The organism is Franconibacter daqui, assembly GCF_014644275.1.
GTDB lineage: Bacteria > Pseudomonadota > Gammaproteobacteria > Enterobacterales > Enterobacteriaceae > Franconibacter > Franconibacter pulveris.
In genome coordinates this window covers 867,615-894,444 of sequence record NZ_BMKJ01000001.1, presented here as the reverse complement: position 1 = coordinate 894,444, position 26,830 = coordinate 867,615, and the positions used below count along the sequence as shown (strand labels likewise).

21 protein-coding genes are annotated in these 26,830 nt (G+C 58.0%); 14 read left to right on the top strand and 7 right to left on the bottom strand.

From position 1 onward, the window contains the following. The first annotated feature begins 136 nt into the window (after positions 1 to 136). The 8 genes from IEX01_RS04250 to IEX01_RS04215 all read left to right on the top strand — a co-directional run bounded on the left by IEX01_RS04250 (position 137) and on the right by IEX01_RS04215 (position 9,871). Positions 137 to 2,086, top strand: coding sequence for a methyl-accepting chemotaxis protein (locus tag IEX01_RS04250; protein ID WP_024555886.1), 1,950 nt, complete (start codon positions 137 to 139; stop codon positions 2,084 to 2,086). A gap of 193 nt (positions 2,087 to 2,279) precedes the next feature. Beyond that, the gene (mnmA, locus tag IEX01_RS04245) at positions 2,280 to 3,389 is read left to right on the top strand and encodes a tRNA 2-thiouridine(34) synthase MnmA (RefSeq protein WP_188723314.1); all 1,110 of its coding nucleotides are present in this window, start codon (positions 2,280 to 2,282) and stop codon (positions 3,387 to 3,389) included. 30 nt (positions 3,390 to 3,419) lie between these two features. Continuing rightward, positions 3,420 to 4,049 (top strand): high frequency lysogenization protein HflD, encoded by a 630-nt coding sequence (hflD, locus tag IEX01_RS04240; protein ID WP_024561530.1) that lies wholly within the window; start codon positions 3,420 to 3,422, stop codon positions 4,047 to 4,049. A 19-nt stretch (positions 4,050 to 4,068) separates the two neighbouring features. Then, a complete protein-coding gene (purB, locus tag IEX01_RS04235) occupies positions 4,069 to 5,439 on the top strand; it encodes an adenylosuccinate lyase (protein ID WP_188723313.1) in 1,371 nt (456 codons plus the stop codon). Positions 5,440 to 5,510: 71 nt separating this feature from the next. After that, positions 5,511 to 6,434 carry a DUF7916 family protein gene (locus tag IEX01_RS04230; protein WP_024561528.1) on the top strand — a complete coding sequence of 308 codons (924 nt, stop codon included), beginning with the start codon at positions 5,511 to 5,513 and terminating at the stop codon, positions 6,432 to 6,434. Between the two features lie 88 nt (positions 6,435 to 6,522). Further along, complete coding sequence (gene phoP, locus IEX01_RS04225) at positions 6,523 to 7,194, top strand: two-component system response regulator PhoP (RefSeq protein WP_188723312.1); 672 nt, start codon at positions 6,523 to 6,525, stop codon at positions 7,192 to 7,194. Then, positions 7,195 to 8,700, top strand: a complete 1,506-nt coding sequence (phoQ, locus tag IEX01_RS04220; protein WP_024555892.1) for a two-component system sensor histidine kinase PhoQ — start codon at positions 7,195 to 7,197, stop codon at positions 8,698 to 8,700. Positions 8,701 to 8,749: 49 nt separating this feature from the next. Beyond that, complete coding sequence (locus tag IEX01_RS04215; protein WP_188723311.1) at positions 8,750 to 9,871, top strand: ribosomal protein uL16 3-hydroxylase; 1,122 nt, start codon at positions 8,750 to 8,752, stop codon at positions 9,869 to 9,871. Positions 9,872 to 9,978: 107 nt separating this feature from the next. Here IEX01_RS04215 and pepT read toward each other — a convergent pair whose 3' ends face one another. Further along, complete coding sequence (gene pepT / locus IEX01_RS04210) at positions 9,979 to 11,205, bottom strand: peptidase T (protein ID WP_024555894.1); 1,227 nt, start codon at positions 11,203 to 11,205, stop codon at positions 9,979 to 9,981. A gap of 157 nt (positions 11,206 to 11,362) precedes the next feature. Beyond that, the gene (locus tag IEX01_RS04205) at positions 11,363 to 12,817 is read right to left on the bottom strand and encodes a sugar porter family MFS transporter (RefSeq protein WP_188723310.1); all 1,455 of its coding nucleotides are present in this window, start codon (positions 12,815 to 12,817) and stop codon (positions 11,363 to 11,365) included. A gap of 467 nt (positions 12,818 to 13,284) precedes the next feature. Between IEX01_RS04205 and potA the strand changes: the two genes are divergently transcribed. From potA to potD, 4 genes are read left to right on the top strand one after another with little or no spacing between them, the layout of a single operon-like run. Continuing rightward, positions 13,285 to 14,403, top strand: a complete 1,119-nt coding sequence (potA, locus tag IEX01_RS04200) for a spermidine/putrescine ABC transporter ATP-binding protein PotA (RefSeq protein ID WP_024555896.1) — start codon at positions 13,285 to 13,287, stop codon at positions 14,401 to 14,403. Then, the gene (potB, locus tag IEX01_RS04195; RefSeq protein ID WP_188723309.1) at positions 14,387 to 15,244 is read left to right on the top strand and encodes a spermidine/putrescine ABC transporter permease PotB; all 858 of its coding nucleotides are present in this window, start codon (positions 14,387 to 14,389) and stop codon (positions 15,242 to 15,244) included. Before potA ends, potB begins: the two co-directional genes overlap by 17 nt. Next, positions 15,241 to 16,032: a spermidine/putrescine ABC transporter permease PotC gene (gene potC / locus IEX01_RS04190; protein ID WP_188723308.1), complete on the top strand. Its 792-nt coding sequence runs from the start codon at positions 15,241 to 15,243 to the stop codon at positions 16,030 to 16,032. Before potB ends, potC begins: the two co-directional genes overlap by 4 nt. Further along, positions 16,029 to 17,075 (top strand): spermidine/putrescine ABC transporter substrate-binding protein PotD, encoded by a 1,047-nt coding sequence (potD, locus tag IEX01_RS04185; protein WP_024555899.1) that lies wholly within the window; start codon positions 16,029 to 16,031, stop codon positions 17,073 to 17,075. Before potC ends, potD begins: the two co-directional genes overlap by 4 nt. A 117-nt stretch (positions 17,076 to 17,192) precedes the next feature. Here the strand turns inward: potD and cobB are convergent, their stop codons facing one another. Genes cobB through lolC form a run of 5 tightly spaced genes read right to left on the bottom strand, consistent with a single transcriptional unit; the run spans position 17,193 to position 22,096 of the window. Further along, entirely contained in the window at positions 17,193 to 18,014 is an 822-nt protein-coding gene (gene cobB, locus IEX01_RS04180; protein ID WP_048888305.1) for a Sir2 family NAD+-dependent deacetylase, read from the bottom strand. 14 nt (positions 18,015 to 18,028) lie between these two features. Next, positions 18,029 to 18,940: an N-acetylglucosamine kinase gene (gene nagK, locus IEX01_RS04175; protein WP_188723307.1), complete on the bottom strand. Its 912-nt coding sequence runs from the start codon at positions 18,938 to 18,940 to the stop codon at positions 18,029 to 18,031. A 15-nt stretch (positions 18,941 to 18,955) separates the two neighbouring features. Continuing rightward, positions 18,956 to 20,197, bottom strand: a complete 1,242-nt coding sequence (gene lolE, locus IEX01_RS04170; protein WP_188723306.1) for a lipoprotein-releasing ABC transporter permease subunit LolE — start codon at positions 20,195 to 20,197, stop codon at positions 18,956 to 18,958. 2 nt (positions 20,198 to 20,199) lie between these two features. Further along, positions 20,200 to 20,904: a lipoprotein-releasing ABC transporter ATP-binding protein LolD gene (lolD, locus tag IEX01_RS04165; protein ID WP_024556726.1), complete on the bottom strand. Its 705-nt coding sequence runs from the start codon at positions 20,902 to 20,904 to the stop codon at positions 20,200 to 20,202. Then, complete coding sequence (gene lolC, locus IEX01_RS04160) at positions 20,897 to 22,096, bottom strand: lipoprotein-releasing ABC transporter permease subunit LolC (protein ID WP_188723305.1); 1,200 nt, start codon at positions 22,094 to 22,096, stop codon at positions 20,897 to 20,899. The genes lolD and lolC overlap by 8 nt, the downstream gene beginning before the upstream one ends. A 140-nt stretch (positions 22,097 to 22,236) precedes the next feature. On the opposite strand from lolC, the gene mfd reads away from it, so the two are divergent. Together mfd and ldtC are read left to right on the top strand one after the other, a co-directional pair. After that, positions 22,237 to 25,683, top strand: coding sequence for a transcription-repair coupling factor (gene mfd / locus IEX01_RS04155; RefSeq protein WP_188723304.1), 3,447 nt, complete (start codon positions 22,237 to 22,239; stop codon positions 25,681 to 25,683). A gap of 148 nt (positions 25,684 to 25,831) precedes the next feature. After that, positions 25,832 to 26,803, top strand: a complete 972-nt coding sequence (ldtC, locus tag IEX01_RS04150; RefSeq protein WP_024561230.1) for a L,D-transpeptidase LdtC — start codon at positions 25,832 to 25,834, stop codon at positions 26,801 to 26,803. Positions 26,804 to 26,830 lie beyond the last annotated feature (27 nt).

The following is a 26,830-nucleotide window of genomic DNA, read 5'->3' as shown; positions in this document are numbered from 1 at the left end:
CTCTTTATTACGCCACCCACCGCCGCTTTGCCGCTGCTAAAGGACAAAAAACAGCCGCCGATAGAACGGTAATAGGGAGGCGTTTATTGATAAGGAATGGCAATGACTTGATAAAGGTTTACCCTGAGGAGCCGTGATGGCCAGAGAATATGTTTCCAGGAAAATGAGTACCCGGGCGCAGATGTTGTTGACAGGCGCCTTAACCATCACGCTGGGCTTTGTGATGACTATCGGGGTACTGAGCTGGCAATCCAGTGCTGAGCAAAAATCGCTGGCGGAAAGTTATTTACAGCAGATAGCCCGCAGCGAAGCGCTCAAAATCCAGCAGGAGCTCAACTACGCCCGCGATGTGGCGCATAACCTCGGCCACAGCATCGCGGCGCTGCCCCGCGCCGGTATCACCGACCGCAACGTTGCCAACACACTGCTGGAATCCGCGCTGCGCGATAATCCTGACTACCTCTCCGTGTCAGTAATTTTTGAAGAAAACGCCTTTGACGGGCGCGATGCGGAATTCGCCGACAAGCCAGGTCAGGCGCCAAAAGGCCGCTACGCCTTCTTTGTGGATCACGACCAGGCGGGCCATTATCAGTTTCATCCTCTGCTCTCCTACTCAACGCCTGGCCAGGGGGATTATTACCTGATCCCGCAAAAAACGCAGAAGGATACCCTGATTGAACCCTACAGCTACGCCTATAACGGCGTGCCGACGCTGCTCACGTCGGTCGCGGCGCCGATTATGGTCGAAGGTAAATTACAGGCGGTGGTGACGTCCGATATTTCGCTGGCCTCGTTACAGCAACGAGTGAATCAGATTAAGCCGTGGGAAGGCGGCGGCTACGCCGTGCTGCTCTCAACTGCCGGTAAGGTTATCTCCTATCCCGATAAAAAGCTCACCAGCAAACCGTTTCCCGGCGATACCGCAGGTTTTAGCGCGAAAGTCGCCGAGCAGCGCGATCCTGTCCTTGGCGAAGATGCGTTAGTCACCTGGCAGCCGGTGAGCATCGGCAACAGCACCGATAACTGGTATCTGGGCGTCGTGGCGCCGGTAAGCCAGGTAATGGCCGCCGCCAATCAGCAGCTACGAAACGCCATTATCCTGATGGTGGTGAGCATTCTGCTGGTGAGCGCGCTGCTGGGGATAGTCTTCAGCCGCAAAGTGCTTAAACCGCTCGGCGGCGAACCGCGGGAAGCGGCCACCATCGCCCTGGCGGTGGCGGAAGGCAAACTTGATAACGCTATCGAAGTAAAAGCTGGCGATAGTGGCAGCCTGTTCTTCGCGCTGCACACCATGCAGGCGCAGCTGCGCCAGATGGTCGGGCAAATCAAAGCGGCCAGCAATTCAGTGCGTGAAGGCGCGGGCGAGATTGTCAGCGGCAACATTAACCTCTCCTCCCGCACCGAGCAGCAGGCGTCGGCGCTGGAGCAGACCGCCGCCAGCATGGAGCAGATCAGCGCCACCGTGAAGCACAACGCCGATAACGCGCATCAGGCTACGGCGTTGACAGCGAACGCCACCCAGATAGCCAGCCGGGGCGAAGCGCTGGTAGGTCAGGTCGTGCAGACCATGGCGCAGATAGACGACAGCGCGAAGAAAATCGGCGATATCACCACCATGATCAACAGCATCGCGTTTCAGACCAATATCCTCGCGCTTAACGCGGCGGTGGAAGCGGCGCGCGCCGGCGAACAGGGCCGCGGCTTCGCCGTGGTGGCCTCGGAAGTGCGCAATCTCGCGCAGCGCAGCGCCAGCGCGGTGAAAGAGATAGCCGCACTTATTGAAGAGTCCAGCCAGCGTGTGGAAAACGGCGTTCAGCTGGTTAACGACGCGGGCAAAACTATGCAGGAGATGACGCAGGCGGTGCATTCGGTGCAGACCATTATTGGCGAAATCGTCAGCGCCTCGGATGAGCAGTCTAAAGGCATAAGCCAGGTGACCATCGCCGTCAATGAAATGGATGGCGTCACCCAGCAAAACGCCGCGCTGGTGCAACAGATGGCGGCAGCGGCCAGCTCGCTTGAAGAACAGGCTCAGCAACTCGCGCAAACCGTCGAACAGTTCACGCTCGACGAACGCTTCGCGTAATACGACGCGGGGCCTTTTCAGGCCCCCGCCCCCTTCCCGTTCTCTTCACGCCTCTGCCGCCGCGCTATTCGCAATTATTGCCGCTAAGGGCTTTAATTTGGCCTGCGCGGGCACGGCGGTGCGCGCAGGGGGTGTCTGCGCGGTCAGTGCGTGCTAGAATACGCCGCCTTTGTTTTAAGTCGTGAGTGGTGCAATGTCTGATAACAGCCAGAAAAAAGTGATCGTCGGAATGTCCGGCGGCGTTGATTCCTCCGTTTCCGCCTACCTGTTGCAACAACAGGGCTATAAGGTGGAAGGCCTGTTCATGAAGAACTGGGAAGAGGATGATGGCGAGGAGTATTGCACCGCCGCCGCCGACCTGGCCGATGCGCAGGCGGTGTGCGACAAGCTCGGTATTGAACTGCACACGGTGAACTTCGCCGCAGAATACTGGGATAACGTGTTCGAACATTTCCTCGCGGAATATAAAGCGGGACGCACGCCGAACCCGGATATCCTCTGCAACAAAGAGATCAAATTCAAAGCGTTTCTGGAATTCGCCGCCGAAGATTTAGGCGCGGATTATATCGCCACCGGCCACTATGTGCGCCGGGCGGATGTTGACGGCAAAAGCCGCCTGCTGCGCGGTCTCGACGGCAACAAAGACCAGAGCTATTTCCTCTATACGCTGGGGCATGAACAAATTGCCCAAAGCCTGTTCCCGGTGGGCGAACTGGAAAAACCCGAAGTGCGCCAGATTGCCGAAGAGCTGGGTCTTGTAACGGCGAAGAAGAAAGACTCTACCGGCATCTGCTTTATCGGCGAACGTAAATTCCGCGAGTTCCTGGGCCGCTATCTGCCAGCGCAGCCGGGTAAAATCGTCAGCGTCGACGGCGATGAAATCGGCGAACATCAGGGACTGATGTATCACACCCTGGGCCAGCGTAAAGGGCTTGGCATTGGCGGTCTGAAAGATGGCGGCGAAGAGCCGTGGTACGTTGTAGATAAAGACGTTGAAAACAATATCCTGATCGTTGCGCAAGGCCATGACCACCCGCGCCTGATGTCGGTCGGGCTCATCGCCCAGCAACTGCACTGGGTGGACCGCGAGCCGCTGACGGCTGAGCTGAGCTGCACCGTGAAAACGCGCTACCGCCAGACGGATATTCCCTGCACTATTCGCCCGCTTGATGATGAGCGAATCGAAGTGCGCTTTGACGAACCGGTCGCCGCCGTGACGCCAGGCCAGTCCGCCGTCTTCTACCTGGGCGAAGTCTGCCTCGGCGGCGGCATCATCGAGCAGCGCCTGCCGCTGCCTGTGTAACGGGTAAACAGCGCACGTAAAGGAGGAAGTGTGGCGAAGAATTATTATGATATTACGCTGGCGCTGGCTGGCATCTGTCAGTCCGCCCGTCTGGTGCAACAGCTGGCGCATCAGGGACACTGCGACAGCGAAGCGATGCGTGTTTCGCTTAGCAGCGTTATCGATCTCAACCCCGCCTCCACGCTCGGCGTTTTTGGCGGCAACGAAGCGAACCTGCGCACTGGCCTCGAAACCCTTATCGGCGTGCTCAACGCCAGCAGCCGCCAGGGGCTCAGCGCCGAACTGACGCGCTACACCCTAAGCCTGATGGTGCTGGAACGTAAGCTTGAAAGCAGCAAAGGGGCGATGGAGACCCTTGGCGAACGCATCGCTGGCCTGCAGCGCCAGCTTGAACACTTCGACCTTGAATCCGAGACCCTGCTAAGCGCCATGGCGGGGATTTATGTTGATGTCGTAAGCCCGCTGGGCCCGCGTATTCAGGTGATGGGGTCGCCCGCCGTGCTGCAAAGCCCGCAGGTGCAGGCCAAAGTGCGCGCCTGCCTGCTGGCGGGCATTCGCGCCGCCGTGCTGTGGCGTCAGACAGGCGGTGGCCGCCTGCAGTTAATGTTTTCCCGTAATCGTCTGGTGACCCAGGCGAAACAGATTCTTGCTCATTGTTAACCTCCCGGAGTTGTGAATTATGGAATTATCCTCACTGACCGCCGTTTCCCCCGTTGATGGACGCTATGGCGATAAAGTCAGCGCGCTGCGCGCTATTTTCAGCGAATTTGGTTTGCTGAAATTTCGCGTACAGGTTGAAGTCCGCTGGCTGCAAAAGCTGGCCGCGCACGCAGCGATCAAGGAAGTTCCTGCTTTTGCCCGAGAAGCAAACGATTACCTTGATAAAATCGTTGCTCAATTCAGTGAAGAAGACGCCGCGCGCATCAAAACCATTGAGCGCACCACTAACCATGACGTTAAAGCGGTGGAATATTTTCTTAAAGAGAAAGTCGAGCAGGTGCCGGAGCTGCATGCGGTGTCGGAGTTTATTCACTTCGCCTGCACCTCAGAAGACATCAACAACCTCTCCCATGCGCTGATGCTGAAAACCGCCCGCGAAGAGGTAGTGCTGCCTTACTGGCGCAAAATCATCGATGCGGTGAAAGACCTGGCGCACCAGTATCGCGATATCCCGCTGCTTTCTCGCACTCACGGCCAGCCCGCCACCCCGTCCACCATGGGTAAAGAGATGGCGAACGTCGCTTACCGCATGGAACGCCAGTTCCGCCAGCTGGAACAGGTGGAGATCCTCGGTAAAATCAATGGCGCGGTAGGCAACTATAACGCCCATATCGCCGCTTACCCGGAAGTGGACTGGCATCAGTTCAGCGAAGAGTTTGTCACCTCGCTCGGCATTCAGTGGAACCCGTACACCACCCAGATTGAACCGCACGATTACATCGCCGAGCTGTTCGACTGCATCGCGCGCTTTAACACCATTCTTATCGATTTCGATCGCGACGTCTGGGGCTATATCGCGCTCAACCACTTTAAGCAGAAAACCATCGCGGGCGAGATAGGCTCTTCCACCATGCCGCACAAGGTTAACCCGATCGACTTCGAAAACTCTGAAGGCAACCTGGGGCTGGCCAACGCCGTGCTGCAACACCTGGCGAGCAAGCTGCCGGTTTCCCGCTGGCAGCGCGACCTCACGGACTCCACGGTGCTGCGCAACCTCGGCGTCGGCGTGGGTTACGCGCTCATCGCCTACCAGGCGACGCTCAAAGGCGTAAGCAAACTGGAAGTGAACCGCGATCGCCTGCTGGCAGAGCTGGATAGCAACTGGGAAGTGCTGGCGGAGCCTGTTCAGACCGTTATGCGCCGTTACGGCATCGAGAAGCCGTACGAGAAGCTTAAAGAGCTGACCCGCGGCAAACGCGTGGATGCCGAAGGTATGAAGCGGTTTATCGACAGCCTTGAGCTGCCGGAGGAAGAAAAAACCCGCCTGAAGGCGATGACCCCGGCCAACTATCTCGGCCGCGCCATTCAGATGGTGGACGACCTCAAGTAAGCCAGCATGCGCCACCTTCGCCACCTTCGGGTGGCGTTTTTTTTATCTGTCTGTCTAAAAGGAGAAGGATGATGAAACGCTATCTCGATCTCAGCGCCTCTGAACTGGCGAACATAGAAAAAGCAGAGCTGCTCTATGCTATTCGCGCCAGCGAGGGCCGCATTCTGGTCAGCGAGTGCATCGGGGCGACCCAGCCGCTGCTTAACACCATCACCAACGCCGAGCTGGCGGCGAGCCAGGGCGCCGATATTCTGCTGCTCAACCTTTTTGACGTACAGGCGCCGCATATCGCCGGGCTGCCGGAAGGCATCGCGCCGCAAGAGACGCTGCGCGAGCTTAAGCGCCTGACCGGCCGGGTGATTGGCGTTAACCTGGAAGCGGTAGACCCGGCTTACGCCACGGAGCATAACGATTTTTGGCAAATGACCGCCGGGCGCGCCGCAACGGTGGAAAACGCGCAAAAGCTGTATGAGATGGGCGCGCGCATCGTGGTGCTTACCGGCAACCCTAACAACGGCGTCAGCAACCAGGCCATCGCCGATGCGCTGAAAGCGATTCGCGATGCGGTGGGCGACAAGCTGGTGCTGATTACCGGGAAAATGCACGGCGCGGGGATTGTGCGCGAAAGCGGCAGCGCGCTTATCAGCGAGCGGGATATCGCGCTGTTTGTTGAAAATGGCGCCGACGTGGTGCTGCTTCCGGCTCCCGGCACGATCCCCGGCATGTCGCAGGAGAAAGTGGCGAAGCTCATTGATTTCACCCACCAGCAGGGGGCGCTGGCGATGACCGCCATCGGCACCTCGCAGGAAGGGGCCGAGCGCGAAACCATCCGCCAGATGGCGTTGATGAGCAAGATGGCAGGCGCGGATCTTCACCATATCGGCGATACCGGCTGGCTCGGACTCGCCCTGCCGGAAAACATTTTCACCTATAGCGTGGCAATACGCGGCGTACGCCACACTTACAGCCGTATCGCCCGCTCGGTGCTGCGCTAAGCCGCCCCGGCGGTTTAAAGAATGTTTATCACGCTGGCGGCATAATTAGCGTTACACTATTTATGCAATTGATATAAGAGGATTCACGATGCGCGTGCTGGTTGTGGAGGATAACGCCCTGCTGCGTCACCATCTTAAGGTGCAGCTGAGCGAACTGGGTCATCAGGTCGATGCCGCGGAAGACGCGAAAGAGGCGGATTATTTCCTCAACGAACACCTGCCCGATATCGCCATCGTGGATTTAGGGCTGCCTGACGAAGATGGCCTGAGCCTTATCAAACGCTGGCGCAACCACGATGTCACCCTGCCGGTGCTGGTGCTCACCGCCCGCGAAGGCTGGCAGGATAAAGTGGAGGTGCTGGGCGCCGGGGCGGATGATTACGTCACCAAACCGTTTCATATTGAAGAGGTGGTGGCGCGCATGCAGGCGCTGCTGCGCCGTAACAGCGGCCTTGCCTCGCAGATTATCTCCCTGCCGCCCTTTCAGCTCGATCTCTCCCGCCGTGAACTCGCCATCCATGATAACCCTGTCAAGCTCACTGCGTTTGAGTACACCATTATGGAAACGCTTATCCGCAACGTCGGCAAAGTGGTGAGCAAAGAGTCGCTGATGCTTCAGCTTTACCCGGACGCCGAGCTGCGTGAAAGCCATACTATCGACGTGCTGATGGGCCGCCTGCGTAAGAAGATTCAGGCAGAGCACGCCGGCGAGGTGATAACCACCGTACGCGGCCAAGGCTACCGCTTCGACCTGCTATAGATGAAAACGCTGCTGCGGCATATTCTGCCGCTCTCCTTGCGGGTCCGCTTTTTGCTGGCTACCGCCGCCGTGGTGCTGGTGCTCTCTCTTGCCTATGGCGCAGTAGCGCTGGTGGGCTACAGCGTGAGCTTCGACAAAACCACCTTTCGCCTGCTACGCGGCGAAAGCAACCTGTTCTATACCCTCGCCAGCTGGCAAAACAACCGGCTTAGCGTTGAGATCCCGGAAAATCTGGATATCCAGAGCCCGACGATAGCGCTGATTTACGATGAGAGAGGCCATCTGCTCTGGGCGCAGCGCAACCTGCCCTGGCTTATCAAGAAAATTCGCCCCGACTGGCTTACCGCCAACGGCTTCCACGAGCTGGAGGCCAACTTTCGCGCAAGTAGCGACCTGCTCGGCGCCAACCACTCCCTGCAAAAACAGCTCAGCGATTTTCGCCGCGAAGAAGATGATAACGAGATGACCCACTCGGTGGCGGTTAACCAGTACCCCGCTACGGCCAGAATGCCCGCGCTGACGGTGGTGGTGGTGGATACCATTCCGATGGAGCTCAAAGGCAGCTACACCGTCTGGAACTGGTTTATCTATGTGCTAATGGCCAACCTGCTGCTGGTGATTCCGCTGCTCTGGCTGGCGGCCTGGTGGAGCTTACGGCCTATCGAGGCGCTGGCGGGCGAGGTGCGCGAGCTGGAAGAGCATCACCGTGACCGACTCAACCCTGAAACGACGCGTGAACTGACAAGCCTTGTCAGCAACCTCAACCGGCTGCTGAAAAGCGAGCGCGAACGCTACGACAAATACCGTCATACGCTGACTGACCTGACGCACAGCCTGAAAACGCCGCTGGCGGTGCTGCAAAGCACGCTGCGTTCGCTGCGCACCGGCAAGCTGGATGTGGAAAAAGCGGAGCCGGTGATGCTTGAACAGATAAGCCGTATTTCACAGCAAATCGGTTATTACCTGCACCGCGCCAGTATGCGCAGCGACAGTCTGCTGCTGAGCCGCGAGCTGCATTCCGTCGCGCCGCTGCTGGACAACCTCACCTCCGCACTTAACAAGGTTTACCAGCGCAAAGGGGTCACTATCACGCTTGATATCTCGCCGGAGATAACCTTTATCGGCGAGCAGAACGACTTTATGGAAGTGATGGGCAATCTGCTGGATAACGCCTGCAAATACTGCCTGGAGTTCGTTGAAGTGAGCGCCCGTCAGAGCGATGACCAGCTGCGCCTGATAGTAGAGGATGACGGGCCGGGCATTCCGCACAGCAAACGGGCGCTGGTCTTTGACCGGGGACAACGCGTTGATACGCTGCGCCCAGGCCAGGGCGTGGGGCTGTCGGTCGCCCGCGAAATCGTTGAGCAGTACGACGGAGAGATCCTGACCGGCGACAGCGAGCTTGGCGGCGCGCGCATGGAGGTGATTTTCGCCCGTCAGCAGCCGATAGCTGGCGAAGCTTCCGCCAGTTCGCGAAAAAACAACCTAAACAGCCACGCAGAGTGAGCAGCGTCCGTTATAATCCGACTCATATTCTGAGCCTGCGGAACACAATATGGACTATCACGTAGAAATAAACTGGCCCGACTTTATTGAACGCTACTGGCAAAAACGCCCGGTAGTGCTCAAGCGCGGCATTAAAAACTTCATCGACCCCATTTCCCCGGACGAGCTGGCGGGGCTGGCGATGGAAAACGAAGTGGACAGCCGCCTGGTGAGCCATCTTGATGGCAAATGGCAGGTGAGCCACGGGCCGTTTGAAAGCTACGATCACTTAGGCGAAAACGACTGGTCGCTGCTGGTGCAGGCGGTGGATCACTGGCATGAACCCACGGCCGCGCTGATGCGCCCTTTCCGCGCCCTGCCCGACTGGCGCATCGATGATCTGATGATCTCTTTCTCTGTGCCGGGCGGCGGCGTCGGTCCGCATCTCGATCAGTACGACGTGTTTATCATTCAGGGCGCCGGCCGCCGCCGCTGGCGCGTGGGTGAAAAGACGCCGATGAAGCAGCATTGCCCGCACCCGGACCTGCTGCAGGTGGATCCGTTTGATGCAATCATCGATGAAGAGATGGAGCCAGGCGACATTCTTTATATTCCGCCGGGCTTTCCGCATGAAGGCTATTCGCTGGAAAACTCCCTCAACTACTCTGTTGGCTTTCGCGCGCCGAGCGGCCGGGAGCTTATCAGCGGCTTTGCGGATTACGTACTGCAGCGTGAACTGGGCGGCCAGCGTTACAGCGACCCGGATGTGCCGCTGCGCGCGCAGCCAGCGGATATCGTGCCGGCGGAGCTGGATAAACTGCGCGGCATGATGCTTGAGCTGATTGATCAGCCGGAGCATTTCAACGCCTGGTTTGGCGAGTTCATCACCCAGTCGCGTCACGAACTGGACGTTGCGCCGCCGGAACCGCCTTATCAGCCAGATGAGATTTACGATGCCCTGAAGCAGGGCGACAAGCTGGTGCGTCTGGGCGGCCTGCGCGTACTGCGCATCGGCGAAGAGGTGTTTGTTAACGGCGAGAAAATCGACAGCCCGCATCGCCCGGCGCTTAACGCGCTGGCAAACCATGTGGTGCTGAGCGACGCGCTGTTTGCCGACGCGCTGGAAGACCCATCCTTCCTCGCCACGCTGGCGGCGCTGGTTAACAGCGGCTACTGGTATTTCGAAGATTAAGCAGCTGGCTTTTGCCCCTTACCCTTTCCCGAAGATGTGAGGGGCACAGCCTTTACAGGGCGGTTAAGCAACGCGCCGCCCGTCGCGACTTCGGGAAACAGGTAAAGCTACGCGCGCTGCGCCGTTAACTCAGCAATGCGCACGATAACCGCTACCGCTTTCTCCATGCCTTCCAGCGACGCAAATTCATGCTTGCCGTGATAGTTATACCCACCGGTGAAAATATTCGGGCAGGGTAAGCCCATAAAAGAAAGCTGCGCGCCGTCGGTGCCGCCGCGAATCGGCTTCATTATCGGTTCAATATCGCAATCGCGCATCGCCTGCTCGGCAATGCTGATAATGTGCGGGTGTTCTGCGACCTTCTCGCGCATATTGTAGTAGCTGTCTTCTATCGCCAGTTCGATATAGCAATCCGGGTGCAACCCTTTGCCGACTTTTTTGGCGATCTCCATCATCTTGCGCTTACGCGCCTCGAAACCGCCACGCTCAAAGTCGCGAATGATGTAGTGCATCTCCGCCCGGTCGACGGTGCCTTTGATGCTCGTGAGATGATAAAAACCTTCATAGCCTTCAGTGCACTCAGGGCTTTCATCGGCAGGCACTTCGGCATGCAGGCGAGCGGCGAGCGACAACGCATTCACCATCACCCCTTTCGCGGTGCCGGGATGCACGTTGTTGCCGACAATTTTGATGGTAACCGAGGCGGCGTTAAAGTTTTCAAACTCCAGCTCGCCTATGCCACCGCCATCCATGGTGTAAGCCCAGCGGGCGTCAAACGCCTCAACGTCAAAATGTTTCGCCCCTTTACCCACCTCTTCATCCGGGGTGAACGCCACGCGGATATCGCCATGCGGCACATTTTTTTGCTTGAGGGTCGCCAGCGCGGTCATTATCTCCGCCACGCCCGCTTTATCATCCGCGCCCAGCAGCGTTTTGCCGTCGGTGGTAATCAGCGTATGCCCCAGCAGTTGATGAAGCACCGGGAACATCACCGGCGAGAGAATCTCTTCGCCTGTCCCTAACGCAATATCGCCGCCGCGGTAGTTTTCCACGATCTGCGGGTTAACGTTTTTGGCGGTGAAGTCAGGGGAGGTATCGACGTGGGAAATAAATCCAATCGGCGGCACCGGTTTCGCCACGTTGGAAGGCAGCGTTCCCATCACTGTGCCGTGCTCGCTGAGAGTGACGTTCACCAGTCCCAGCTCCTCAAGCTGGCTTTTCAGCAACCGCAGCAGCTTCCACTGCCCCTCTGTGCTCGGCACCTGACGCACGCCAGGCTTTGACTGGGTGTCCAGAGAGACATACTGCAGAAACCGCTCGAGTAATTTATCCATAGTGTCACCCTCTTGATTTTTGTGACCTCATTATCAATAACCCGCAACACAGAGTTATTGCGTCAGGTCACTTTTAGCAGGACGGCGGAGGAAATAATCCTCCGCTGAATCTGTTTCTCTTTAGCATCCAGAGCGGCGGCTACGCCACCTTTTTATTTCAGGCGGTTTCGCCTGCGGCTGCGCGCTCCTGCTCGCCAAAGCGCTGGCGCATCGCGGTTTCGATTTGCTCAAGGGATTTACCGCGGGTCTCCGGCAGCGCCATGGCGACAAAAATCAGCGAGCCGATATTAATCAGCGCAAAGATAAAGAAAGTGGTATTGCCCGCCACCGCCAGCAGTGGAGGAAAGGCGAAGGCCACAATGGCGTTGCAGATCCACTGGAAAGAGACCGCCGTGCCGGTGAGCGCGCCGCGGACCTTCATCGGGAATAGCTCAGACATCAGCAGCCAGTAAACCGGTGAGATACACATTTGCATAAAGAACAGGAAGACCAGGATGCAGCCGAGCGCCAGCAGGCTCTGCGTCATATCCTGCGGCATAAATACCAGTACGCAACCTAGCGCTATCTGCGCGCAGATAACGATTGTCAGACCAGTCATCAGCATGGGACGTCGGCCAAAACGGCTGACGCCCTTAATGCCCGCAATCGCCGCCAGCACTGAAACGATGCCATTGCCAATCGTCGCCGCGATGGATGCGCTGGTGCCCATGCCGGTGGTTTTAAGAATGATCGGCGTGTAATACATAAAGGCGTTGACGCCGGTGAACTGTAAAACAAACCCCATACCGGCGCCGGTCAACACCAGACGAAGCACCCATTTTTGTTTCAGCAATTCCTTTGTTGAAGGCCCCTGTTGCGATTCGCGGACCTGCTGCTTCATATCCGACATCTCTTTTTGCACTTCGCGCGGGTGTTCACGCAGGGTCTTTAATACGCGCAAGGCATCTTTGACCCGGCCTTCGGCAACCAGCCAGTGCGGCGAAGCAGGAACGAAAAAGGTGCCGATAAACAGTAACACGCCCGGCACCATCGCCAGCGCCAGCATATAGCGCCACAAATGCGGATCGTTTAAGAGATAGCTCATCAGCGCGCTAACGATATAGGCCACGAGCTGGCCTGAGACAATCATCAGTTCATTACGGCTGACCAGCGGCGCACGTTTGCGCGGCCCGGCTATCTCGGCGATAAAAACCGGTACGGTAGAGGAGCCGCCGCCTACCGCGACGCCAAGCAAAAAGCGCATCACGATCATGATATTGACCGTTGGCGCCAGCGCCGTGCCCAGCGCGCCTAACACAAAGAGCAGCGCAAGGCTGCGTAAGGTAATGCGTCTGCCGAAGCGGTCGGAGAGATAGCCGCTCAGAAACGCCCCCAGCGCGGCGCCGAAAATCAAAGAGGAGGTCACTAAACCTTCAGTAAACGGGTTCAGCCCCAGCCCGCCCTGCGGCGCCGGCAATGTCATAAACGGCAGCGCGCCGGAAATAATGCCCGTATCGTACCCGTATGCCAGCGAGCCCATTGTCGCCACCAGCACCACAAAAAAGAGGCGCTGGCGGACGCTGTCGCCTGAAGCCTGTTCAGGTGTTTCTTTGTCGTAATCGTTTTTTTCCATAGTATTCCTTCCCTGTTAAGGCTTTAGTCTGGCGAAACCCGAAGCGCAGGCGCCCGTATTATTTAACGTTCCTTATGAATTATAGGCAGCGCCTCGCTTTCAATAGATTTATGTGATGGATATCACTAAATCCCAGAATCCTCTTAGGTGCAGGACATACCAGACGAAAGCCGTTAAGCGTGCCAGGCTTTGAGCGAAAAGAAGAAGCGTAAGGGTGCTATCAGACGCTTTCTGGTTCTGTTTTTTGCGCCAGGCAAGCGTCGGGGAAAACGGAAAACGCCATTCTGTGCGGCGGCGCCCCGCTTTTGCGGCAGGTAACCGTCGCAAACCGTCACAACCATTGGCGATTTCAATGGTTTGCCGTAGAATGCCTGCCCTTAATTAAGTGCCAAACCCTAAGGTGGTTCATCACAAACCCCGCATCCGGTCAGCTTCCCGGTGCGTTCTTAACGGGACAGAGTTAAAAATTGAATACACAACCACGCGCGCTTTCCCCGCTGCTGCAACTGGCGGGCATTGAAAAAAGCTTTGATGGTAAGCACGTCATTTCTGATTTCTCCCTCACCATTAATCATGGCGAATTCCTGACACTCCTTGGGCCTTCCGGCTGCGGCAAAACCACCGTGTTACGGCTTATCGCCGGGCTGGAGAATGTCGACGCGGGCGAGATAACCCTCGAAGGCCAGTCCATTACTCAGGTGCCGGCGGAACACCGCCACGTCAATACCGTTTTCCAGAGCTACGCGCTCTTTCCGCATATGACGGTGTTTGAAAACGTCGCTTTCGGCCTGCGCATGCAGAAAACCCCGGCCAGCGAAATCGCCCCGCGCGTTACCGAAGCGCTGAAAATGGTGCAACTGGAAGCGTTCGCCGAACGTAAACCGCACCAGCTTTCCGGCGGCCAGCAGCAGCGCGTGGCGATTGCCCGCGCCGTGGTGAATAAACCTCGCCTGCTGCTGCTTGATGAATCGCTCTCCGCCCTCGACTATAAGCTGCGTAAACAGATGCAGAATGAGCTTAAGGCGCTGCAGCGTAAGCTCGGCATCACTTTTGTGTTCGTAACGCACGATCAGGAAGAGGCGCTGACCATGTCCGATCGCATCGTCGTGATGCGCGACGGGCGCATTGAGCAGGACGGCAGCCCGCGTGAAATTTACGAAGAGCCGAAGAACCTGTTCGTGGCGAGCTTTATCGGCGAGATTAATATCTTCGACGCCACCGTACTGGAGCCGCTCGCAGATCATCGCGTGCGGGCGGACGTGGAAGGGCGTGAATGTTTTATCACCGTGCCGTTCGCCGTCGAAAAAGGCCAGCGCCTGAAGGTGCTGCTGCGCCCGGAAGATTTGCGCGTTGAGGAGATTAACGGCGCCTGCGACGCGGAAGGGTTGATAGGTTACGTGCGCGAGCGCAACTACAAAGGCATGACGCTGGAATCCGTGCTGGAGCTGGAAAACGGCAAAATGGTGCAGGTGAGCGAATTCTTCAATGAAGACGACCCCGATGTTGACCATTCGCTAAACCAAAAAATGGCGGTCACCTGGGTCGAGAGCTGGGAGGTGGTGCTGGCCGATGAAGAGCTCGCGTAAATTCCAGAATGTGGTGATCGCCACGATCGTCGGCTGGCTGCTGCTGTTTGTTTTTCTGCCCAACCTGATGATCATCGCAACCAGTTTCCTGACCCGCGACGACGTGAATTTCGTCAAGCTGGTCTTTACGCTGGATAACTACGCGCGTCTGCTCGACCCGCTCTACTTTCAGGTGCTGCTGCACTCGCTGAATATGGCGCTGCTGGCAACGCTCGCCTGTCTGGCGCTCGGCTACCCCTTCGCCTGGTTTCTGGCGAAGCTGCCGGAAAAAGTGCGCCCGCTGCTGCTGTTTCTGCTGATTGTTCCTTTCTGGACGAACTCGCTTATTCGCATTTACGGGCTGAAGATATTTCTTAGCACCAAAGGCTATCTCAACACCTTTCTGCTCTGGCTCGGCGTGATTGATGAGCCGATGCGCATTATGTATACCCCCTCCGCCGTCATTATCGGCCTGGTCTATATTCTGCTGCCATTTATGGTGATGCCGCTCTACTCCAGCATTGAAAAGCTGGATAAGCCGCTGCTGGAGGCCGCGAGAGACCTCGGCGCCGGCAAGCTGCAAACTTTTATTCGCATCATCATTCCGTTGACCATGCCGGGCATTGTGGCCGGCTGCTTGCTGGTAATGCTCCCGGCAATGGGACTGTTTTACGTTTCGGACCTGATGGGCGGTGCGAAAAACTTGCTTATCGGCAACGTGATTAAGAGCCAGTTCCTGAATATCCGCGACTGGCCTTTTGGCTCGGCCACCAGCATTACGCTGACCGCAGTCATGGGGCTGATGCTGCTCTTTTACTGGCGCGCCGCGCGCCTGCTTAATAAGAAGGTGGAACTGGAATGATTGGCCGACTGCTCAAGGGCGGTTTTATGGCCGCCATTTATGCTTACCTTTATATCCCGATCATTATTCTGATCGTGAACTCATTCAACAGTTCGCGCTTCGGCATCAACTGGCAGGGGGTCACCACTCACTGGTACAGCCTGCTGATGAACAACGACAGCCTGCTGCAGGCGGCGCAACACTCATTCACCATGGCGGTGTTTTCGGCGACGTTCGCCACGCTTATCGGCTCGCTGACCGCTGTAGCGCTCTACCGCTACCGCTTTCGCGGCAAGCCGTTCGTCAGCGGCATGCTGTTTGTGGTGATGATGTCGCCGGATATCGTGATGGCAATTTCGCTGCTGGTGCTCTTTATGCTGCTGGGCGTTTCGCTGGGCTTCTGGTCCCTGCTCTTCTCGCACATCACCTTCTGTCTGCCTTTTGTGGTGGTGACGGTTTACTCGCGCCTGAAAGGGTTCGACGTGAAGATGCTGGAAGCGGCGAAAGATCTGGGCGCGAGCGAAGTGACTATTCTGCGCAAAATTATCCTGCCGCTGGCGATGCCCGCCGTGGCCGCAGGCTGGCTGCTGAGCTTTACCCTGTCGATGGACGACGTGGTGGTCTCCTCGTTCGTAACAGGTCCTGGCTATGAAATTTTACCGCTTAAGATCTATTCCATGGTGAAGGTTGGCGTGTCGCCGGAAGTCAACGCGCTCGCCACCATTTTGCTGGTACTCTCGCTGGCGCTTGTGCTTGCAAGCCAGCTCATCCTTCGTGATAAAACGAAAATTCAGGGGACGTTAAAATGATGAAATGGTCACGCCACCTGCTTGCGGCGGGCGCTCTGGCTCTCGGCATGAACGCCGCGCACGCTGATGACAGCAAAACGATTTATTTCTACAACTGGACCGAGTACGTGCCGCCGGGCCTGCTTGAACAGTTCACCAAAGAGACCGGCATTAAGGTTATCTATTCGACCTATGAATCGAATGAAACCATGTACGCCAAGCTGAAAACCTACAAAGAGGGTGCTTACGATCTGGTGGTGCCTTCCACCTATTTTGTCGACAAGATGCGCAAGGAAGGGATGATCCAGAAGATCGACAAAAGCAAACTCAGCAACTTCCATAACCTCGATCCGGCCATGCTGAACAAGCCGTTCGACCCGGCTAACGATTACTCTATCCCCTATATCTGGGGCGCGACGGCGATTGGCGTTAACAGCGACGCGGTCGATCCGAAAACCGTAACCAGCTGGGCTGATCTCTGGAAGCCGGAGTACAAAGGCAGCCTGCTTTTGACCGACGACGCCCGCGAAGTGTTCCAGATTGCGCTGCGCAAGCTGGGCCTTTCCGGCAACACGACCGACCCGAAAGAGATTGAAGCGGCTTACAAAGAGCTGCAAAAGCTGATGCCTAACGTGGCGGCGTTTAACTCCGATAACCCGGCCAACCCATACATGGAAGGCGAAGTCAACGTGGGGATGGTATGGAACGGCTCCGCCTTTGTGGCGCGCCAGGCCGGTACGCCGCTTGACGTTATCTGGCCGAAAGAAGGCGGCATCTTCTGGATGGACAGCCTCGCCATTCCCGCTAACGCGAAAAACGTCGACGGCGCGCTGAAGCTTATCAATTTCCTGCTGCGCCCGGACGTAGCGAAACAGGTAGCGGAAACCATCGGCTACCCGACGCCGAACCTGGAAGCGCGCAAGCTGCTGAATAAAGAGGTGGCGAACGATAAAACGCTCTATCCGGATGACGCGACTATCAAGAACGGCGAATGGCAGAATGACGTCGGCGACGCCAGCGCGATTTACGAATCGTATTACCAGAAGCTGAAGGCGGGTCGCTAAGCCTTAGCGGCGGCAACCGTGGCGGGTGGCGCGCTGCGCACCCGCCCTGCACTGCTGGCAACGCAGGATGTTTTGTCGGGTGGGCGCGCAGCGCCCCACCTTATTGCACGCCGCCGTTTAAAGCCCCTTTAGCAGCTTATCTACAAACTCCGGCACCACCTGGCTTGCCAGTCCGTAATGCTTCTCTTCAAACTCGCTGCCGACCTGGCTTGGCTCAAGGTTGAGTTCAACGGTATGCGCGCCCTGCAGCTTCGCTTCGTGAACAAAACCCGCCGCCGGGTAGACGTGGCCGGACGTGCCGATAGCGATAAAGACATCCGCCATCGCCAGCGCTTCATAAATGCGATCCATGCCGAGCGGCATTTCGCCAAACCAGACCACGTGCGGGCGCAGCGGCGAAGGAAACTGGCAGCAGTGACACTTATCCTGCGTCGTTACGTCGCCTGTCCACGCCAGCACCTGCCCGCTGCGCTCGCAGCGCACTTTCAGCAGCTCGCCGTGCATGTGCAGCACATTTTCGTTGCCCGCTCTTTCATGCAGGTTGTCGATATTCTGCGTTATCAGCAAAAAGCGGTCGCCCAGCGCCTGCTCAAGACGCGCCAGCGCCAGGTGCGCGGCGTTGGGCTGGACTTCCGCCTGCTGAAGCTGGCGGCGGCGCTCGTTGTAAAAGCGCTGAACCAGCGCCGGGTTACGGGCGAAACCTTCGGGCGTCGCCACATCCTCTACGTGATGCTCTTCCCACAGGCCATCCGCCGCACGGAAGGTTTTAATGCCCGATTCCGCTGAAATCCCCGCGCCTGTCAGCACCACCACTCTTGGTTTTTCCATCACTTCCGGCACCCCTGTGTCTCTGAAAAAAATACGCTGGCGCAACCGCTCGCGCAGCCGACGCTTATTCCTTCGAAACCGGCTGAGCCGGTGTTGACGACGCGATAGCATAACCACTCCGGATGTTAATCGGTCAGATGCAGGAAAGCCGCACCGCGCATGCCGCCGGCATCGCCGTGCCGGGCAGCTTCAATGCGCGGCGCTTTCGCCACCGGCAATAAATGCGGCGCCAGCCGTTGCGGCAGTTGCTCCACAAGGTAAGTAAAGTTCGACAGGCCGCCGCCCAGCACCAGCAGATCCGGGTCAATGGCGGTCAGCAGGTTGCCCAGGCAGACCGCCAGCAGGTCCACAAATCGCTCTACATGTTCGCGCGCCTGCGCATCGTGCTGTTGCCAGCGGTGGATAATGTCGGGCGCGCTTAATGATTGATGGTAGAAGTGTTGATGCAGCCATGCAAAGCCGCCGCCGGAAAGCAGCGTCTCCATGCAGCCGGTTTTACCGCAGCCGCAGCGTATAAGCGGCGTATCGCGCCCGATGACATCCAGCGCATCAACAGGCAACCGCATATGGCCAAACTCGCCGGTAATAAAGCGGCGTCCGCTTACCGCTTTGCCGTGATAAACAATGCCGCCGCCCACGCCGGTGCCGAGAATAAGCCCCATCACCAGCGGGTAGCGGCGGAATTCGTCGTCCCAGGCTTCCGACAGCGCAAAGCAGTTGGCGTCGTTCTCCATGCGTACTTCGCGCCCTAACAGCGAAGACAAATCTGCCTTCAGTGGCCTGCCGCTGGCGGCGGGGAGATTGGCGGCGTAGAGGGTGCCGTCATCGGTTACCGGCATGCCGGGAATGCCGATGCCGACGCGCCCGACAACAGCAAAGCGGCTGTCGGCCTCTGCCACCAGTTCCTGGAGAGCGGCGAGGAACTGCGCGTAGCCGTTATGCGGCGTGGCGACGCGCTTTTCCCACTGTAGCCGCCGGTTCTCGTCATAGACGCCAAGGGCTATTTTGCTGCCGCCTATATCGAAGCCGTAGTACATAGCCGCTCCTGAAAGTTATTGTCCGCTCAGCACGCGCGCCGGGTCGATGCGGCTTGCGCGCCGCGCCGGGTACCAGCTCGCCAGCAGGCTCAGCAAGAGCGCCGTCACCAGCACATAAACCACATCCAGCCAGTGCAGTTCCGACGGCAGGAAGTCGATAAAGTAAATATCGCCGGAGAGGAAATGATGGCCGAGCAACGTTTCAAGAAAACGAATAATGCCCGTGAGCTGCCAGGAGGCGAGCACGCCTACGACCACGCCGCTTACCGAGCCAAGCAGACCCGCCAGCAGTCCGTACCAGACGAAAATGGCGCGGATCAGGCCATCCTTTGCACCTAATGTACGCAGCACCGCAATATCGCTGCTCTTGTCTTTTACCGCCATCACCAGCGTAGAGACAATATTGAAGCAGGCGACGCCTATCACCAGCACCATCGCCAGATACATAATGGCGCGGATCATCTGGATGTCGCGGTACATATAGCCGTAGGTGCCAATCCAGCTTTTGATGTAAACGTAAGCGTTGGTCACTTCCCCTGCATCACGCACCAGCTTGTTAGCGTTAAACACATCGTTAACTTTAATGGCGATGCCCGTGACACTGTCACCCATTTCCCGATACTGCTGCGCGTCCTGCATCGGGATCATGGCGAAGCTGTGATCAAGCTGGCCGCTCAGTTGCAGAATGCCGGCCACGTGCAGGCGGACTCGCTTTGGCTGCAGAAGCTTATGCGCAGCGTCAGCGTTGGGAATCATGATGGAGATCCAGTCGCCCTGCTTCACCTTCAGCGCATCGGCGACGCCTTTGCCGAGAATTATCTGCTGCTCGCCCGCTTTAAAGCTCTGCCAGGCATTGTTCTGCACGAAATTCGGCAGCGCGCTAAGGCGCTTCTCCTGCTGCGGATCCACCCCTTTCACCTGGATAGCGCGCAGATTCACCCCGCTTTCCACCAGCCCGGTAAAGTTGATATAGGGCGCGGCGGCGGCGACGCCTTTTACCTTCTCGACCCGTTGCAGCACGTCGCCCCAGCCGTTCCACGGCTGATTCACCGGCTCAATCTCGCCATGCGGCACAACCGCCAGAATGCGGTTATTCAGCTCGCGCTCAAAGCCGTTCATGGCGCTCAGGCCCACTATCAGCACCGCCACGCCAAGCGCGATGCCGATAGTGGAGATAATGGAAATCAGCGACACCATGCCGCTACGACGGCGGCCGCGGCTAAAGCGCAGGCCGATTAACAGCGATAAGGGCGACATGCTTAATCCGCCCCCATCAGGGTCAGTTCTGTGTTCAGATGGCCGTCGCGCATCTCAAGACGGCGCGACATGCGTTTCGCCAGCTGAAGGTCATGGGTCACCACCAGAAAAGCGGTGCCCTGCGTTTTATTCAGCTCGCCGAGCAGGGCGAAAATGGCGTCCGCGTTGCGGGCGTCCAGGTTGCCCGTCGGCTCATCTGCCAGCACAAGGCGCGGGTTATTGACCAGCGCGCGCGCGATGGCCACACGCTGACGCTCGCCGCCGGAAAGTTCGGAAGGACGATGGCCGGCGCGGTGGTCGAGGCCGACGGCTTTTAGCATCTCAAGCGCCCGCGATTCGGTCTCCGCGCCTTTCTTTTTACCGATAAGCAGCGGCATGGCTACGTTTTCCAGGGCGGTGAAGTCCGGCAACAAATGGTGGAACTGGTAGATAAAGCCCAGCTCGCGATTGCGCAGTTCCGCTTTCGCCGCCGAAGAGAGCTTGCTCATCGACTGGCCGTTGAAAATCACATCGCCGGAGGTGGGCGTGTCGAGCCCGCCCAGCAGGTGCAACAGGGTGCTTTTGCCGGAGCCGGAGCTGCCGACAATCGCCATCGTCTCGCCCGCATTCATGCTGAAGCTGACATTGTGCAACACGTCCGTTTGCACTTTGCCTTCCTGGTAGCGTTTGCACAGATTGTCGCACTGTAACAGCACAGTCTTACTCATAACGTAAAGCCTCAGCGGGTTGGGTGGCGGCCGCGCGCCAGGAGGGGTAAAGCGTGGATAACAACGCAATCGCCATCGCCAGCAGAGCAATGCCAATCACCTGTAAAGGTTCGATAACGACAGGCAGCGCCGCGCCGTCAAGAAACGCGCCGATAATCGGCATTAAATTATTAAGCTGGCTGGCCAGTAGCGCGCCAAGCACGGCGCCGAGCAGCGCGCCGATAATCCCGGCGCTCGCCCCCTGCACCATAAACACCGCCATTATCTGGCGGCGCGTCAGCCCCTGGGTTTGCAGTATCGCGACTTCGCCCTGCTTTTCCATCACCATCAGGCCAAGCGACGTGATGATGTTAAACGCTGCGACGGCGACGATAAGACTCAGCAGCAGCCCCATCATGTTTTTTTCCATGCGTACCGCCTGGAAAAGCTCACCCTTACGTTCGCGCCAGTCTTTCCACGCCGTGCCCTGAGGCAGCGCCTGCTGGCTCAACTCGTCGACTTTCAGCGGTTCATCGAGCCACAAGCGCCAGCCGGTGATGTTGCCTGCCGGGTAGCGCATCAGTCTTGATGCGTCCTGAATGTTCGTCAGCATCTGGTAGCCGTCCACTTCACTGTTGGCGGCGAAGGTGCCGATAACGGTAAAGAGACGCTGGCTGGGCACGCGGCCCATCGGCGTAAACTGGCTGGCGGAAGGCACCATCACGCGAATCTGATCGCCGCGGTTAACGCCAAGCTGCCCGGCCAGCTGTTCACCCAGAATGACGTTATATTTGCCCGGCGCTAAGTCGCTTTGCTTAACGTTGACCAGCCAGGGCGTCAGCGGATCCTGCTGCTGCGGGTCGATGCCCAGCATGACGCCCACCGACACGCTGCGGGCGCTTTGCAGCACCACGTCGCCGGTGGTTAACGGCGCAACGCGATTGACGCCCTGCAGCTTCAGACCGTTCGCCGGAAGTTCGTCAGGCTTGATGGAGCCTTTTTGAGAGGTGATAAGCGCCTGCGGCATCAGCCCCAGGATGTTGTTTTGCAGCTCGCGCTCAAAGCCGTTCATCACGGAAAGCACCGTGACCAGCGCCAGCACGCCAAGCGTAATGCCGATGGTGGACAGCCAGGAGACAAAACGACCGAAACGGTCCGCTGCACGCCCGCGCATATACCGCAGGCCTATAAATAACGCGACAGGTTGATACATGAAATCCGTCTTGTACGGTTGCTAATGCAAAGTGATCAACGATAATAAAGCCCAGATCCGATTTATGGAACCACTAACCCACTCTGTCGCCGGGTTTTTATCCCGGCCTTACGGCACAACCGGAGCGCGTTTCGTCTTCTATGCCTGAACAATATCGTTATTCTCTGCCCGCCAAAGCGGGCGAACAGCGTCAACTGGGTGAGCTGACCGGGTCAGCCGCCGCCTGCGAAGTGGCGGAAATCGCCGAGCGTCATACCGGGCCGGTCGTGCTTGTGGCGCCGGATATGCAAAGCGCCCTGCGTCTGCACGATGAAATTCAGCAGTTTACCGACAGTCTGGTGATGAATCTCGCCGACTGGGAAACCCTGCCTTACGACAGCTTCTCGCCCCATCAGGACATCATTTCCTCCCGGCTCTCCACGCTTTATCAGCTTCCCGCCATGCAGCGCGGCGTGCTGATTATGCCGGTGAATACGCTAATGCAGCGGGTCTGCCCGCACAGTTTTCTGCACGGCCATGCGCTGGTGATGCGCAAAGGCCAGGCGCTTTCGCGCGATACGCTGCGCAGCCAGCTTGATCAGGCGGGCTACCGCAACGTTGACCAGGTGATGGAACATGGCGAATACGCCACCCGCGGCGCACTGCTTGATCTTTACCCAATGGGCAGCACTCAGCCTTACCGTATCGATTTTTTTGATGACGAAATCGACAGCCTGCGCCTGTTTGATGTTGATACCCAGCGCACGCTGGAAGAGGTGGAAGCGATTAATCTACTGCCCGCGCATGAATTCCCCACGGATAAAGCGGCCATTGAACTGTTCCGCAGCCAGTGGCGCGACCGCTTTGAGGTAAAACGCGACGCCGAGCATATCTATCAGCAGGTGAGCAAAGGCACCCTGCCGGCAGGGATTGAATACTGGCAACCGCTCTTTTTCAATGAGCCGCTGCCGCCGCTGTTTAGTTATTTCCCGAAAAATACGCTGGTGATTAACACCGGCGAGCTGGAAAGCAGCGCCGACCGCTTCTGGGCCGATACGGTTGCGCGTTTTGAGAACCGCGGCGTCGATCCGATGCGCCCGCTGCTACCGCCGGAAACGCTATGGCTAAAAACTGACGAACTGTTTGGCGAGCTGAAACAGTGGCCGCGGGTGCAGTTGAAAAGCGATAAGCTCGCTGACAAAGCCGCGCATACGAATCTCGGCTATCAGGGGCTGCCGGATATCGCAGTCCAGGCGCAGCAGAAAGCGCCGCTCGATAGCCTTCGCCAGTTTCTGGAAAGTTTCGGCGGCCCGGTGGTGTTTTCGGTCGAGAGCGAAGGCCGCCGCGAGGCGCTGGGCGAACTGCTCGCCCGCATTAAAGTGGCGCCGAAGCGCATCTACCGGCTTGATGAAGCCGCGAATGCCGGACGTTATCTGATGATTGGCGCGGCGGAACGTGGTTTTATCGACACATTGCGTAACCGCGCGCTGATTTGCGAAGGCGACCTGCTGGGCGAGCGCGTTACCCGTCGGCGCCAGGATAACCGCCGCACCATCAACCCCGATACCCTTATCCGCAACCTGGCGGAGCTGCATCCGGGCCAGCCGGTGGTGCATTTCGAACATGGCGTTGGCCGCTATGCGGGCATGACCACCCTTGAAGCGGGCGGCATTAAGGGCGAATACCTGATGCTCACCTACGCTAATGACGCGAAGCTTTACGTGCCGGTTTCATCCCTGCACCTGATTAGCCGCTACGCCGGCGGCGCGGAAGAGAACGCGCCGCTGCATAAGCTTGGCGGCGACGCCTGGTCTAAAGCGCGGCAAAAAGCGGCGGAAAAAGTGCGCGACGTGGCGGCGGAGTTGCTCGATATTTACGCCCAGCGCGCGGCGAAGCAAGGTTTTGCGTTTAAACACGACCGCGAGCAGTATCAGCTTTTCTGCGAAGGCTTCCCGTTTGAAACCACCCCAGACCAGGCGCAGGCGATCAACGCCGTACTGAGCGACATGTGCCAGCCGCTGGCGATGGACCGTCTGGTGTGCGGCGACGTAGGCTTCGGCAAAACCGAAGTGGCGATGCGCGCAGCGTTTCTGGCGGTGGAAAACAACAAGCAGGTGGCAGTGCTGGTGCCCACTACCCTGCTTGCCCAGCAACATTATGATAATTTCCGCGACCGCTTCGCCAACTGGCCGGTGCGCATTGAAATGCTTTCTCGCTTTCGCAGCGCCAAAGAGCAAGCGCAGGTGCTGGAACAGGCCGCCGAAGGCAAAGTTGATATCCTCATCGGCACTCATAAACTGCTACAAAGCGATGTGAAGATGAAGGATCTCGGCCTGCTGATTGTCGATGAAGAGCACCGCTTCGGCGTTCGTCACAAAGAGCGCATTAAAGCGATGCGTGCGGATGTCGATATCCTGACGCTCACCGCCACGCCGATTCCGCGAACGCTAAATATGGCGATGAGCGGCATGCGCGATCTCTCTATCATCGCCACCCCGCCTGCCCGGCGCCTGGCGGTGAAAACGTTCGTTCGTGAGTACGACAACCTGGTGGTGCGCGAAGCCATCCTGCGTGAAATCCTGCGCGGCGGCCAGGTTTACTATCTCTACAACGATGTGGAAAACATCCAGAAGGCGGCGGAGCGGCTGGCGAACCTGGTGCCGGAAGCGCGTATTGCGGTAGGTCACGGCCAGATGCGCGAGCGCGAGCTTGAGCGGGTGATGAATGATTTCCATCATCAGCGCTTCAACGTGCTGGTCTGCACCACCATTATCGAAACCGGCATCGATATTCCAACGGCGAACACCATTATTATTGAGCGCGCCGACCATTTCGGCCTGGCGCAGCTGCACCAGCTTCGCGGCCGCGTTGGTCGTTCTCATCATCAGGCTTACGCCTGGCTGCTGACGCCGCATCCGAAAGCGATGACCACCGACGCGCAGAAGCGTCTGGAAGCTATCGCTTCGCTGGAAGATCTCGGCGCCGGTTTCGCACTCGCTACCCATGACCTTGAAATTCGCGGCGCGGGCGAACTGCTTGGCGAAGATCAGAGCGGACAGATGGAAAGCATTGGCTTCTCGCTTTATATGGAACTGTTGGAAAATGCCGTGGATGCGCTCAAGGCGGGCCGCGAGCCGTCGCTTGAGGATTTAACCAGCCAGCAGACGGAAGTGGAGCTTCGCATGCCATCGCTGTTGCCGGAGGACTTCATTCCGGATGTGAACACTCGCCTTTCGTTCTATAAGCGCATCGCCAGCGCGAAGAAAGAGCGCGAGCTGGAAGAGCTGAAGGTTGAATTGATAGACCGCTTCGGCCTGCTGCCGGACCCGGCGCGCAATTTGCTGGATATCGCAAGGTTGCGCCAGCAGGCGCAGAAGCTCGGCATCCGTAAGATTGAAGCCAACGACAAAGGCGGCATGCTGGAATTTGCCGAGAAAAACCATGTCGATCCGGGCTGGCTGATAGGTCTGCTGCAAAAGGAACCACAGCACTACCGGCTTGATGGTCCGACCCGGCTAAAATTCACCCGCGAGCTGGCGGAGCGCAAGATTCGCCTGGAATGGGTACAGAAGTTTATGCAGCAGCTGGCGGAAAACGCCCTCGTCTGATCGCCAAACCTTACGCGGCGCGTTTTCTCCTGACGCGCCGCGTAACTTTACACTCTTTTGCACTCGCCAGGATTTCCTACGCGCTATACCCGCCATACTTCCGGTTAACAACTTAATAATGCTGGATTTAACGCACAGGATAGCTGCGATGACACACTTTACCGCCTCGCTTTACCGCTGGATAACGCTTATACCCTTTGCTGCGCTCGCGCTTTATGCAAGCGAAGCCAGCGCCAATACCTACCCTTTACCTGCGCCGGACAGCCGCCTGGTGGGGGAGACGCTTTATCATACCGTTGCCGATGACGGCGGCTCGCTGGAGGCTATCGCCAAACGCTATAACGTCGGTTTCCTGGCGCTGTTGCAGGCGAACCCGGGCGTCGACCCTTACGTGCCGCGCGCAGGCAGCGTGCTGACCATCCCGCGGCAAATGCTGCTGCCGGATGCGCCGCGTGAAGGCATCATTATCAATCTTGCCGAGCTGCGGCTTTATTATTACGCGCCCGGGGAAAACAGCGTCACCGTTTATCCGGTAGGAATAGGCCAACTGGGCGGCGATACGCTGACGCCTACCATGGTGACGCGCATCTCTCAAAAACGTGAAAATCCGACATGGACTCCGACTGCGGCTATTCGCGCCCGTTATCTCGCTCAGGGCGTTGAACTGCCGCCTGTCGTCCCTGCCGGGCCGGAAAACCCGATGGGGCATCATGCCATTCGCCTCGCAGCGTATGGCGGGGTATACCTGCTGCATGGCACAAACGCGGATTTCGGCATCGGCATGCGCGTAAGCTCCGGCTGTATCCGCCTGCGGGATGACGACATCAAACACCTCTTCAGCACCGTGCCGGTGGGGACAAAAGTCACCATTATTAACGAACCGGTGAAAGCCTCGATAGAGCCGGATGGCCGTCGCTGGATTGAGGTGCATCAGCCGCTTTCTAAGCGCATTGATGACGATCCTAAAACGCAGCCTATTGTGCTGAATGACAAGCTCAAGGCTTTCGAAGCGGCGGCGCAAACGCACAACGAATTCGTCAATAAGGCGCTTACACTGCGCGCGGGCGTCCCTGTCGAGGTGAGCTCGCCGCCAGAAAATGGTGCTATCGACAAGACATAAAAAAAGGCCCTGCCAGAAAGCAGGGCC

Excerpts from the sequence above, each read along its gene's own strand:
- IEX01_RS04250 (WP_024555886.1), top strand. The coding sequence starts at position 137 with ATGGCCAGAGAATATGTTTCCAGGAAAATGAGTACCCGGGCGCAGATG.
- mnmA (WP_188723314.1), top strand. The coding sequence starts at position 2,280 with ATGTCTGATAACAGCCAGAAAAAAGTGATCGTCGGAATGTCCGGCGGC.
- purB (WP_188723313.1), top strand. The coding sequence starts at position 4,069 with ATGGAATTATCCTCACTGACCGCCGTTTCCCCCGTTGATGGACGCTAT.
- IEX01_RS04230 (WP_024561528.1), top strand. The coding sequence starts at position 5,511 with ATGAAACGCTATCTCGATCTCAGCGCCTCTGAACTGGCGAACATAGAA.
- phoP (WP_188723312.1), top strand. The coding sequence starts at position 6,523 with ATGCGCGTGCTGGTTGTGGAGGATAACGCCCTGCTGCGTCACCATCTT.
- phoQ (WP_024555892.1), top strand. The coding sequence starts at position 7,195 with ATGAAAACGCTGCTGCGGCATATTCTGCCGCTCTCCTTGCGGGTCCGC.
- IEX01_RS04215 (WP_188723311.1), top strand. The coding sequence starts at position 8,750 with ATGGACTATCACGTAGAAATAAACTGGCCCGACTTTATTGAACGCTAC.
- pepT (WP_024555894.1), bottom strand. The coding sequence starts at position 11,205 with ATGGATAAATTACTCGAGCGGTTTCTGCAGTATGTCTCTCTGGACACC.
- IEX01_RS04205 (WP_188723310.1), bottom strand. The coding sequence starts at position 12,817 with ATGGAAAAAAACGATTACGACAAAGAAACACCTGAACAGGCTTCAGGC.
- potB (WP_188723309.1), top strand. The coding sequence starts at position 14,387 with ATGAAGAGCTCGCGTAAATTCCAGAATGTGGTGATCGCCACGATCGTC.
- potC (WP_188723308.1), top strand. The coding sequence starts at position 15,241 with ATGATTGGCCGACTGCTCAAGGGCGGTTTTATGGCCGCCATTTATGCT.
- potD (WP_024555899.1), top strand. The coding sequence starts at position 16,029 with ATGATGAAATGGTCACGCCACCTGCTTGCGGCGGGCGCTCTGGCTCTC.
- cobB (WP_048888305.1), bottom strand. The coding sequence starts at position 18,014 with ATGCTATCGCGTCGTCAACACCGGCTCAGCCGGTTTCGAAGGAATAAG.
- nagK (WP_188723307.1), bottom strand. The coding sequence starts at position 18,940 with ATGTACTACGGCTTCGATATAGGCGGCAGCAAAATAGCCCTTGGCGTC.
- lolE (WP_188723306.1), bottom strand. The coding sequence starts at position 20,197 with ATGTCGCCCTTATCGCTGTTAATCGGCCTGCGCTTTAGCCGCGGCCGC.
- lolD (WP_024556726.1), bottom strand. The coding sequence starts at position 20,904 with ATGAGTAAGACTGTGCTGTTACAGTGCGACAATCTGTGCAAACGCTAC.
- lolC (WP_188723305.1), bottom strand. The coding sequence starts at position 22,096 with ATGTATCAACCTGTCGCGTTATTTATAGGCCTGCGGTATATGCGCGGG.
- mfd (WP_188723304.1), top strand. The coding sequence starts at position 22,237 with ATGCCTGAACAATATCGTTATTCTCTGCCCGCCAAAGCGGGCGAACAG.
- ldtC (WP_024561230.1), top strand. The coding sequence starts at position 25,832 with ATGACACACTTTACCGCCTCGCTTTACCGCTGGATAACGCTTATACCC.